This window comes from Amaricoccus sp. (genome assembly GCF_017993425.1).
Lineage (GTDB): Bacteria > Pseudomonadota > Alphaproteobacteria > Rhodobacterales > Rhodobacteraceae > Amaricoccus.
The window spans coordinates 20,418-31,504 of the sequence record NZ_JAGOMQ010000043.1; the positions used below are offsets into that span (position 1 = coordinate 20,418).

Consider the following 11,087-nt stretch of genomic DNA (forward strand, 5'->3'; position numbering starts at 1 on the left):
TGCGTCTCCCTGGTTATGCGCCGACGCCCTAGGACGCGGCTTGTCCCGACGGTATGCATTCGTGTGCCGACGGGCCTTGATCTACCTCAAATTGCTGCGTCGCAGCAAGATATTTCACAACTGGAACGCCACGGCGACGCTTTGTTGCAGACGCCGCGCCTCCTTGAACGATTCCCGCAGGATACGCCGGTCCAGATCGTTGAGCCGGGCCGGATCGACGCGGTTGCCGAGGGGGGTCCCCCGGCGCACCTGCTCCTCGTTGAGCCGCATCCGCAGCATTCGGATGTAGTCGTAGGCGGCGATCCAGGCCTCGGCGTCGGCCGGGCTGATTCCCCCTGCCTTCGCCACGCCCGCCAGCCGCTCGACGGTGTTCGTCGCCGCGACGCCGCGCCCGAGCGCGAGGATGCGCGCGGCGTCGACGAAGGGGGTCGCGCCGTTCACCTTGAGATCGAGCGTGTTCTCCTCCGCGCCGTCGCCGCTCAGCCGGAAGTCGCGGAACACCCCCCCGAGCGGCGGCGCGTTCCTCAGCGCGTTCGCCGCCATCTGCCGGCGGAACAGGCCGTTGTCCGCCGCCGCGTCGAGCAGCCAGGCCCGCAGCGCCTCGGCCGCCTCGCCAGGTCCCCAGACCGGGCGGAAGTCGAAATAGATCGAGGCGTTGAGCAGGTTCTCCGGCGTCGTCGCCCGCATCCAGCGCTGGAAGCGCGCCCGCCATTCCCGCGCGCTCAGGCAGCAGTCGGGGTTGCGCGCCATCACCTCGCCCGGGCAGAGCGTGAACCCCACCGCGTCGAGCGCGAGGTTCACCCGCTCCGCGATCGGCAGCAGGACGGCCCGCGCCTCGACGTCGGTCATGCCCTCCGGCGTCTCGTAGAGGATGCCGTTGTCCTGGTCGGTCTTCAGCGTCTGCTCCTTGCGCCCCTCCGAGCCGAAGGCGAGCCAGGTGAACGGGAAGGGCGGCGCGCCGGTCTCCGCCAGCGTCAGGTCGATCACCCGCTCGACGGTCTGGTCGTTCACCAGCGTGATGATCTGCGCGATCTGCGCGCCCTTCACGCCCTGCGCCATCATCTGCCCGACCAGCCGGTGCAGATCCCGGGCCAGCGACGCCACCTCGCCGATCGACCCCGCCGCGGCGATCGCCTTGGTCAGGTTGACGAGCCCGACCCGCTGCATCGCGAAGAGGTCGCGCTCCGACACCACGCCGACGAGCCGGCCCTCGTCGACCACCACCACATGCCGCACCCCGGCCTCGGCCATCGCCATCGCCGCCTCGAAGGCGAAGGCGTCCTGCGGCACGCCGACCGGGTCCGGCGTCATCACCCGCCCGATCGGCGTGTCGAGCGGCCGTCCCGGCAGCGCCACCCGGTTCAGCAGATCCTTCAGCGTGAAGATGCCGATCGGGCGCTCCGCCCCGTCGACCACCACGATCGAGCCGATCCGCCGCTCGCTCATCGTCCGCAGCGCCGCGCCGATCGGCGTCTCCGGCCCGGCCGTCACCGGCGCCGGCAGCGCCCGCGCCGCCAGCGGAACGTTGAGCGAGCCGTCCCCCGCGTCGCTTCCCGCGCGCTCCGCCGCCGCGTCGCGGTCGGCCCGCCGCACCAGCCCGGCGATCCGGCTGGCGCAGAACTCCGCAAAGACGTCCGACCGCGCCCGCAGCTCCTCGAACCCCGCCCGGTCCATGGCGAGGCACACCGCGTCCGTCGCCGCCCGCCGGTCGCTGTGCACCGGCCGTTCGTCCGCCAGCGCGCCCAGCGGAAAGCAGTCGCCCTCGACCATCTCCCACTCCACCGCGCCCGCCTCGCGGTCGCGCCCGACGATCCGCCCCTCGCGCAGCACGTAGAGCCACTGCGCCGGCCCCGCCTCCGGCTGCGTCACCACCTCTCCGGCCGCGAAGCTGATCGGCCTCAGCCGCGCCGCGAGGAAGTCCAGGTCCTCGATCGCCATGCGGTCGAACGGCGCATGCCGCCGCAGGAAGTCCGCCGTGTCGATCCCGGGCTCGTCCCGCATCCGCCTCTTCCCCTCAGCCGCCGGCGAAGACCGCGCTGCGCTGGCGCAGCTCCGCCGCCATGTTCGACGCCCGCATGACGTCGCCGAACGTCATCAGCCCGCGCGCCTCCAGCCTGTCCATGAGCTTGATCAACAACTGCGCCGTCGCGATCGCGTCGCCGAGCGCGCTGTGCCGCCCCTCGATCGCCACGCCGTAGCGCGCGCAGAGACCGTCGAGCGAATGGTCCTCCTCGTTCCCGTCCAGCATCGACGACACCAGCATCGTGTCGAGCACCGGATTGCCGAACCGCACCCCCGCCGCCCGCTCCTTCAGGCTCAGGAACTTCATGTCGAAGGCGGCGTTGTGGCCGACCATGACGGCGTCCGCGACATAGGCGTGGAACTCCGGCAGGATCTCCCCGATCGACGGCTTGCCCGCCACGTCGGCGTCGGTCACCCCGTGGAACTTGATCGAGCCCGGCGGGATCGGCCGCCCCGGGTTCACCAGCCGCTCGTAGCCCTCGCCGGTCAGGATGCGCCCCTGCACCACCCGCACCGCGCCGATCTGGATGATCTCGTCGCCCTGCGCCGGCCGCAGCCCCGTCGTCTCGCAGTCGAACACCACGTAGTCGATCTCGCGCAGCCGCCGCGCCCCGAGCTTCTCGTCGCCCTGGTGCGCCTGCATCAGCCCGAAGTCGTAGAACTCCGGCCGCGGCGCCGGCCGCCGCGGCCCGGGCACGAACTGCGGCCGGTCCGGGGCCAGAAGCGGCAGCCTGAGCTTCGCCGTCCCGGCCCCCGCCGGCGTCGACCACGGCTCCGACCCGTGCCGCTCCAGCACGTCGCGCAGCCGCTGCCGGCCTTCGCCCTCGCCGCAGGGCAGGTCGAGCCAGCCCTCCAGCGTCCCCGCCGGCACCGGCGCGCCCTCCCAGACGAGGTCGAGATAGACGCGCTTGTCCCCCAGCATCGGCTCGATCTCGAACGCCGTCGCCTCCGTCTCCTCATGGATCCGCCCGATCAGCGCCTCCAGCGCCTGCAGGAGCGACAGGCTGTCGCCATGCAGCCACAGCGGCAGCCCGACGAGGGTCGCCTTCAGACCCTTCTCCGCCAGCGCCGGCGCCAGCATCCGCACCAGATCGCCGGAATAGATGTCCGCCATCGGCCAGCGGCCGAGCATGTGCCCGCGGATCTCCGCCCCGAGATCGTCGATCGTCGCCGAGATCCGCGCGCTCTCGTCGAGCAGCACCCGCTCGAACGCCGCCCGGTCGCCCGCCGGCATCTCCGGGAACGCCGCCATCGTCTCCGCCGCGGCGCGCAGGTTGCCGACCATCCCGCGCAGGTCGCGCGTCAGCGCCCGTCGCACCCCGTCGCCCCTGGCGAGAAGCGCCAGCTCGCCCGAGATGTCGACCAGCGTCACCAGATACCCCGTCACCGCGCCCGAAGGATCGGCGAGCAGCGCCATCCTCCCGTGGAACAGCCGCGAGCGGTCCGCCGTCGTGCAGGCGAAGGGCGCCGACAGCTCCAGCGGCGCCTCCGGCGCCTCCGTGTGGCGCGCCTCCAGCCGCCCGAGGCTGTGGTTGATCGGCGCGAGCGCCACGAGATCGCCGAGGTTCCGGCCCAGCCCCACCGCCTCCGGCGCGCCGAGCAGGCTGACCGCGGCCTGGTTGCAGAGCAGGATGCGGTGCTGGCGGTTGCAGACCACCACCCCCTCGGCCAGCCCCTGCAGGATCGTCTCCAGCCAGGCCTTCTGCGCGTCGACCCGCGCCGTCTCGGTCTGCGCCGCCTTGCGCCCGTCCCGCCGGGCGGCGCGCAGCGCCGTCACCAGCCCGTCGACCTCGCCGGCGAGCGGTCCGAGCAGCGGCGCCGAGCCCGAGGGCACGTCCGCCTCCTCGCTCCGCGACTCGCGCAAGGCCCGCAGCCGCCGCGCCAGCCGCGCCGCCGGGGCGACCACCAGCCGGAACCCCGCGACCACCGCCGCGAGCAGGACCGCCGCCGCCGCCGCGGCGGCCGCCGTCGCCGCCCCGGGCGAGCCGCCGGCCAGCCACGTCGCGCCCCAGACGAGGCCGAAGCCCGCGGCGAGCCCCGCGGCGATCGCCGGCCCGGCTCCCATCGCCCGCGTCAGCCCTGCGGCATGTACTGGCGCACCCGCTCGATGACCTCGCGGGTCGAGAACGGCTTGGTGATGTAGTCGTCCGCCCCCAGCGCCAGCCCCTTCTCCTGCTCGATGGCGCGCCCGCGGGCGGTCAGCATGATGATGCGCACGCCCTTCCATTCCGGCGTCGCCCGCACGGTCTGGCACACCTCGTAGCCGTCGCGCTTCGGCAGCATGACGTCGAGCAGCATCACGTTGGGCACCCGCTCGCGCAGCGCGTCGAGCGCCGCTTGTCCGTCGGTCGCCACCCGCACCTCGAACCCCTGGCCCTTCATCAGGTACTCGAGCGAAAGGGCGATGTTCGGCTCGTCGTCAACCACAAGCACGGATCCGGGCGTCATGCGCGCGTCCCCCCTTCGGCGCGAGGCTTGCCCGCCCCGCAATCGTCGCGCGCGAACCTAGGCGATGCGCCGCCCCCATTCCAGACGAAACTTTCGGTCGTCCCCGCCGGGAGATCCGACGCTTGCTTGCGCTTTGTCCGGCCGCGGTGGCCGTTCGCACCGCCTGGATCCGTGCGATTCGGCGATTTGGCGGTCGACCGGCTGGAGCGGCGGGAAAAATCGGGGTTGGAAGGTGGCTTGCCATTTCCGTTCATGCGCGGTCGGCGCGGCGGCGGAGGGCGGCGAGGAAGCGGCGGAGGCGGCCGACGTGGTCGTCGCCGGGCTCGAGGCGCAGGATCGCCTCGTCGGGGTCGACTTGGAGGAGCTCGTCGAGCTGGAGGCCGAGGCTGGAGACGCGCCCGGATTCCAGGCGGCGGATGACGAGGCGGCCGCCGGGGATCGGCAGGCTGGCCCCGAGGGCGGGCTTTGCGTCGAGGCGGGCGGCGACCCAGTCGGCGAGGTGCAGGTCGGGGTCGTCGTCGGCGCCGAGGTCGAGCTCGTAGAACTGCGCCACCTCGCCGACCGGGGTCTCGCCGCGGAGGGGAAGCTCGCCGAAGAGCAGGCCGAGGCGGCGGGCGACCTCGGGGCTCTCGCGGAACAGGCTGTCGAGGCGGGGCAGGCGCTCGCGGGGGATCAGGAAATAGGCGTAGTCGCCGGGCTGGAGCCCGCCGGCGGCGGCGGCGTCGATGATCTGGCCCTTGCGCACCAGCATGACGAGGCGGGCGAAGGCCGGGAGCCGCGACAGGCCGAGGATCACGCTGTCGGAGGTGACGGCGTAGCCGACGATCTCCTGCTCGGTCTGGCCGGGGATGTCGATCTCGACCCGGCTGGCGCTCGGCACCGACTGGCGCAGCGCCACGCCGAGCCGGCGGGCGGCGCGGGTGAGCGTCGAGCCCTGCACGAGGAGCGAGAGCAGCACGACGAAGAAGGCGACGTTGAAGAAGGTCTGGGCGTGCGGCACGCCGGCGAGCGTCGGGATGGCGGCGAGGAAGATCGACACCGCGCCGCGCAGGCCGACCCAGGCGACGAAGAGCTTCTCGGTGGTGGTGAAGCCGAAGGGGGTGAGGCAGAGCCAGACCGCGGCCGGGCGGGCGATGAAGGTGAGGACGAGCGCCATGATGAGGCCCTGCGGCGCGTAGTCGACGAGCCGGGTGGGCGAGACGAGGAGGCCGAGGACGAGGAACATCACGATCTGGCAGAGCCAGGTCGCCGCGTCGTGGAAGCCGACGATGGAGGGATACGCGCGGGTCGGCCGGTTGGCGAGGACGAGGCCGGCGAGGTAGACGGCGAGGAGGCCGCTGCCGCCGGTGAGCTCGCTGACCCCGTAGACGAGGACCGCGCCGGCGACGGTGAAGAGCGGGTGCAGGCCGCCGGGCATGGCGACGTTGTTGAGCACGGCGACGAGGCCGAAGCCCCCGGCGACGCCGATGATCGCGCCGAGGGCGCCGTCCTTCAGGAGCTCGAGGACGAGGTGCCAGGCCGAGGCATGGGCGCCGGCGAGGATGTACTGGCTGAGCGCGACGACGAGGAAGACCGCGAGCGGGTCGTTGGTGCCGCTTTCGATCTCGAGGGTCGAGCCGACGCGGTGCTGGAGGCGGAGGCCGCCGGTGCGCAGCAGGAAGAACACCGCCGCGGCGTCGGTCGAGGCGACGATGGAGCCGAGGAGCAGGCCCTCGACCGGGGTGAGGCCGAGCGCCGCCCAGGCGGCGACGGCCGCGAGGGAGGCGGTGATGAGGACGCCGAGGGTGGCGAGGGTGAGCGAGGGCGCGAGCACGCCGCGGAAGACGGAGAGCCGGGTGCGCAGGCCGCCGTCGAAGAGGATGACGGCGAGCGCGACCGAGCCGACCATGTAGGTCAGGCGGTAGTTGTCGAAGCGGAGCCCGCCCGGGCCGTCCTCGCCGGCGAGCATGCCGACGACGAGGAAGACGAGCAGCAGCGGCGCGCCGAAGCGCGTGGCGATCAGGCTCGAGAAGATCCCGAGCACGACGAGCGCCGCGCCGATGAAGATGGCGGTGTTGACGATGTCGAGACCCGCCATCGCGATGGTCTGCTCCGGAGTCATGGATCGCGCGCGGGGTGCGGCGAAGTCACTATCGCGGCGTGGTCCGGCCGGCGCAAGCGCGGGGCTTGCGTGGGGTCGGGGCAATCGTCCGAAGGCTGGGAGGATCGACGGGGCGCCTCTGCGCTCCGGAGTTGGTCTCCCCCCCTTTCCGAGAGGACGAGGCGAGAAGAAGAAGGGGTAGGGGCCGCGGCGGGAGCCGACCGGGGGGCGCTCGGGGGGGTGCCGGGTTGCGCGGTCCGGCCGGGACCGGTTCCGCCTCGACGTGCCGGCGAGGGCGCGGCCGACCGGGTGTTCACGCGTGAAAATTACCTAACCCATTGATTCTTCGTATGCGGCCGTGTGGGCGCGCGGCAGACCACACGGCACGACGCCTGCCTGCCATGTCGAATCCACGGAGCCGCGAGCGACCGAAGCGGGCTTGCCCGCGAGGCCCGGCGCGACAGGCGAAAGCATTGCTTTCGCCGCGCCGACGGCTGGAGCGCGGTTGCGCGCGGAAGCCGTGAGGGGCGCCGATTTCTCCGGAAGCGCGCAATCCGTCCGTGGTCGCCCCGGTGAGCGCGGAATCGCGCTCGCCCCCCGCAGGGGCGATCGCGGACGGATTTGCCGCGGGTCAAATCCGTCTGGCGTCACCGTCGCGACCTACCTTCGGACGGGCTTCGGCTCCACTATTGTGCAGTGTGGCCGCGGCCGCCGCAGGCCGGCGCGTTCGCTTGTCCCGCCCCGGCCCGGCGGTCGAGCAGAGGCTCCCGGCTACGGGCGGGAAGGGAGGAGGGCGTCAGGCGGCGGCGCCGCGGGGGTGGGGGGCGGCGGCGACGGCGGCGCGGACCTTGCTGCCGATCTCGTCGAGGCTGCGGCGCAGGCGGTTGAGCTCGCAAGGCTCCAGCGGGCGGATCGGGCCGTAGCGCAGCGCGAGGTTCTCGCGGTCGAGCGTGAGGCGGACGAGGTGGAGCGCGGTCTTGCGCCGGATCTCGAGGCCGAGCTCGATGGCGAGCGCGGCGCGCAGCCGCAGGTCGTGGCCGTGGGCGCGCAGGCGGCCGGGGGATTCCCCGAGCGCGCGCAGGAAGGCGTCGAGGTAGAGCTCGATCGCCTGGAGCGCGCAGAAGCGGGCGGGCGCGCGCGTGGCGGCGTCGGCCTCGGCGCCGAGCAGCGTCTCGGCGGCGGCGTGGTAGGAGCCCGCGAGGCTCAGGAGCTCGTCGGCCCCGATGCCGAGGTCCTGGTCGCGGAAGGGAGAGGGCGTCATCGAGGCCTCGCAATGCGTCGACTACGGGAGGGTATGCAGCCGCCCGCTTCGATCAAGCAGGGTGCAATTGCTCAGTTAATGCGGCAGGGGCCGCGTGGTTGCGTCACGGCCATTTCGCCACCGGGGGGAGCGACATCAGCACCGCCTCGGGGTTGTGGCCGGTCTCCAGCCCGAACCTGGTGCCGCGGTCGTAGACGAGGTTGAACTCGGCGTAGCGGCCGCGCTTCACGAGCTGGATCTCGCGCTCGGCCTCGGTCCAGGGGCGGCGCATGTGGCGGGCGACGAGCGGCGGGAAGGCGGCGAGGAAGGCCTCGCCCACGTCGCGGGTGAAGGCGAGGTCGGCCTCCCAGTCGCCGGTGCAGAGGTCGTCGTAGAAGATGCCGCCCACCCCGCGGGGCTCGTTCCAGTGGCGGATCAGGAAGTAGTCGTCGGCCCAGGCCTTGAAGCGCGGATAGTAGGCGGGGTCGTGGGCGTCGCAGGCGGCCTTGAGCGCGGCGTGGAAGTCGGCGGTGTCGGCCGCGTCCTCGATCATCGGGTTGAGGTCGGCGCCGCCGCCGAACCACCAGCCGGCGGGCGTCCAGAACATGCGGGTGTTCATGTGGACCGCCGGGGTCAGCGGCGAGCGCATGTGGGCGACGAGGCTGATCCCGGAGGCCCAGAAGCGCGGGTCGGCGTCGAGGCCGGGGATCTCCTTGCGCGCGGTCAGGCTGCGGCGGGCCCGGTCGTCGAGGCGGCCGTGGACGGTCGAGACGTTGACGCCGACCTTCTCGAAGACGCGGCCCTCGCGCATGACGGACATGACGCCGCCGCCGCCGTCGCCTTCGGCGGCGCGGCGGGTCTCCTTGCGCTGGAAGCGGCCGGCCGGGAGGCCGGCGAAGGGGCCGGCGTCCTGGGCGTCCTCGAGCGCCTCGAAGGCGGCGCAGATGCGGTCGCGCAGGTCCTCGAACCAGACCGCGGCGCGGGCCTTCTGCTCGTCTGCGATGGCGATCCCCATGGGCCCCTCCCGTCCTTGGCCGCCGTTTGGGACAGGTTCGCGCCGATGTCCAGCGGGCGGCAGGGGGGTGACAGGCGGGGCGGATTGCGGTAGGAAGGCCGCCGCACCCAGCAGGAGGCCGTCGATGGAGCGAATCCGGATCCCCGTTCTTTCCTGACCGGCCCGGACGAGGGCCGTGAGGCCCGCTTTGTCGTCAATCCTGACTGAGGCTTTCCCGATGTTTCGTTACTTCGAGTCGCTCGTCGACCCGTATGCCGCCTATCCCGACGCCGACGCGCCGCCGGCGCGGCTGTGGCCGTTCCTGATGGGCTATCTCCGCGGCTTGCGGGGCGTGCTCGTCTGGGCGGCGGTCACGGCGCTGGCGGTGGCGCTGATCGAGGTGGCGCTGATCTGGTATTCCGGGCGGCTGGTCGACCTGCTCGGCGACACGGGGCCAAGCGAGGTCTGGACGCGGCACGGGCTGGAGCTGGCGCTGGCGGCGGCGTTCATCGTGCTGGTGCGGCCGGTGGCGCAGACGCTGAACGCGGCGCTGCTCAACCAGTCGCTGATGCCGAACGTCGGCACGCTGGTGCGCTGGCGGTCGCACCGGCACGTGCTGCGGCAGTCGGTCGGCTGGTTCCAGAACGACTTCGCCGGGCGGATCGCCAACCGGCTGATGCAGACGGCGCCGGCGGTGAACGAGGCGGTGTTCCAGACCTTCGACGCGGTGATCTATGCCGGGATCTACCTCGTGGGGGCGATCTGGCTGCTCGGCGACGTCGATCCGTGGCTGGCGGCGCCGCTGATCGTGTGGCTCGGGCTCTACGTGTGGCTGGTGATGTGGACGGTGCCGCGGGTGGGGCGGGCGTCGAAGGCGTTCTCGGACGCGCGCTCGCAGATCACCGGGCGGATCGTCGACAGCTACACCAACATCCAGTCGGTGAAGCTCTTCGCGCATACGCGCTCGGAGGAGGCCTATGCCGGGGAGGCGATCGAGCACGCGCGGGTGACCTTCGCGGCGCAGATGCGGCTGATCACGCTGATGGAGCTCGGGCTGACCGTGCTGAACGGCTTCCTGATCGTCGCGGTCGTCGGCGGGGGCGTGCTCCTGTGGAGCGAGGGCGCGGCGAGCGTCGGCGCGGTGGCGGCGGCCTCGGCGCTGACGCTGCGGCTGAACGCGATGACCGGGTGGATCATGTGGTCGCTGTCGTCGCTCTTCGAGAACGTCGGCATCATCCGCGAGGGGATGGAGACGATCGCCCAGCCGATCGCGCTGCCGGACGCGCCGGAGGCGCGGGAGCTCGAGGTGACCGGCGGCGAGATCGTGCTCGACCGGGTGAGCCATCACTACGGGCGGGGCATGGGCGGCCTGCGCGACGTGGCGCTGGTGGTGCGGCCGGGGGAGAAGGTCGGGCTGGTCGGGCGCTCGGGCGCGGGCAAGTCGACGCTCGTCAACCTCGTGCTGCGGTTCTTCGACACCGAGGGCGGGGCCATCCGCATCGACGGGCAGGACGTGCGGACGGTGACGCAGGACAGCCTGCGCCGGCAGATCGGCATGGTGACGCAGGACCCGTCGCTGCTGCACCGCTCGGTGCGGGCGAACATCCTCTACGGCAGGCCGGAGGCAAGCGAGGAGGAGGTGGTCGCCGCGGCGAAGCGGGCGGAGTCGCATGGGTTCATTCTCGGGCTCGAGGACGGCGAGGGGCGGCGCGGCTACGACGCCCATGTCGGCGAGCGCGGCGTGAAGCTCTCGGGCGGCCAGCGGCAGCGCATCGCGCTGGCGCGGGTGATCCTCAAGGACGCGCCGATCCTGATCCTCGACGAGGCGACGAGCGCGCTCGACAGCGAGGTCGAGGCGGCGATCCAGGACACGCTCTACGGGCTGATGGAGGGCAAGACGGTGATCGCCATCGCGCACCGGCTGTCGACCATCGCCCGGATGGACCGGATCGTCGTCCTCGACGACGGGCGGATCGTCGAGGAGGGCGACCATGCCGGGCTGCTCGCCCGCGGCGGGCTCTATGCCCGGTTCTGGGAGCGGCAGTCGGGCGGCTTCATCGATTGCGCGCCGTCGCTGGAGGCGGCCGAGTAGCCGAGCCTGCGGCACGGCCGGCGGAGCGCGCGGGGCGATACTCGCTTCGCGCGCGTATTTCCGGGGTGGACTGTCGCGCCCGTTGTGGAAGTATGTTGCGTGCATAGCGGCATGGCGGGTGGCGGAGGACATGGATCTCTACCGGGAGACCAGCCCGTCGCCGTCCGCGGAACCCAGACTCCGGCCGCTGGCGCGGCTCGGGGCGGTCGCC

General features: G+C 72.6%; 7 protein-coding genes. 1 reads left to right on the forward strand and 6 read right to left on the reverse strand.

Annotated features, from left to right (window positions below; all coding sequences use genetic code 11):
- Positions 1-114: 114 nt before the first annotated feature.
- The 6 genes from KBB57_RS16770 to hemF form a co-directional block, all read right to left on the reverse strand.
- Positions 115-2,001: a DUF294 nucleotidyltransferase-like domain-containing protein gene (locus KBB57_RS16770; protein ID WP_290752611.1), complete on the reverse strand. Its 1,887-nt coding sequence runs from the start codon at positions 1,999-2,001 to the stop codon at positions 115-117.
- A 13-nt stretch (positions 2,002-2,014) separates the two neighbouring features.
- Entirely contained in the window at positions 2,015-4,087 is a 2,073-nt protein-coding gene (locus KBB57_RS16775) for an exonuclease domain-containing protein (protein WP_290752613.1), read from the reverse strand.
- An 8-nt stretch (positions 4,088-4,095) separates the two neighbouring features.
- Complete coding sequence (locus KBB57_RS16780) at positions 4,096-4,449, reverse strand: response regulator transcription factor (RefSeq protein ID WP_290752615.1); 354 nt, start codon at positions 4,447-4,449, stop codon at positions 4,096-4,098.
- 271 nt (positions 4,450-4,720) lie between these two features.
- Positions 4,721-6,571 (reverse strand): potassium/proton antiporter, encoded by a 1,851-nt coding sequence (locus KBB57_RS16785; protein ID WP_290752618.1) that lies wholly within the window; start codon positions 6,569-6,571, stop codon positions 4,721-4,723.
- Between the two features lie 775 nt (positions 6,572-7,346).
- Positions 7,347-7,811 (reverse strand): hypothetical protein, encoded by a 465-nt coding sequence (locus tag KBB57_RS16790; RefSeq protein ID WP_290752620.1) that lies wholly within the window; start codon positions 7,809-7,811, stop codon positions 7,347-7,349.
- 103 nt (positions 7,812-7,914) lie between these two features.
- Positions 7,915-8,805: an oxygen-dependent coproporphyrinogen oxidase gene (gene hemF, locus KBB57_RS16795; RefSeq protein ID WP_290752622.1), complete on the reverse strand. Its 891-nt coding sequence runs from the start codon at positions 8,803-8,805 to the stop codon at positions 7,915-7,917.
- A gap of 217 nt (positions 8,806-9,022) precedes the next feature.
- Between hemF and KBB57_RS16800 the strand changes: the two genes are divergently transcribed.
- The gene (locus KBB57_RS16800; protein WP_290752626.1) at positions 9,023-10,876 is read left to right on the forward strand and encodes an ABC transporter ATP-binding protein; all 1,854 of its coding nucleotides are present in this window, start codon (positions 9,023-9,025) and stop codon (positions 10,874-10,876) included.
- Positions 10,877-11,087: the final 211 nt, after the last annotated feature.

Coding starts and splice junctions, on each gene's coding strand:
- KBB57_RS16785 (WP_290752618.1), bottom strand. CDS start 6,571: ATGACTCCGGAGCAGACCATCGCGATGGCGGGTCTCGACATCGTCAAC.
- hemF (WP_290752622.1), bottom strand. CDS start 8,805: ATGGGGATCGCCATCGCAGACGAGCAGAAGGCCCGCGCCGCGGTCTGG.
- KBB57_RS16790 (WP_290752620.1), bottom strand. CDS start 7,811: ATGACGCCCTCTCCCTTCCGCGACCAGGACCTCGGCATCGGGGCCGAC.
- KBB57_RS16770 (WP_290752611.1), bottom strand. CDS start 2,001: ATGCGGGACGAGCCCGGGATCGACACGGCGGACTTCCTGCGGCGGCAT.
- KBB57_RS16775 (WP_290752613.1), bottom strand. CDS start 4,087: ATGGGAGCCGGGCCGGCGATCGCCGCGGGGCTCGCCGCGGGCTTCGGC.
- KBB57_RS16800 (WP_290752626.1), top strand. CDS start 9,023: ATGTTTCGTTACTTCGAGTCGCTCGTCGACCCGTATGCCGCCTATCCC.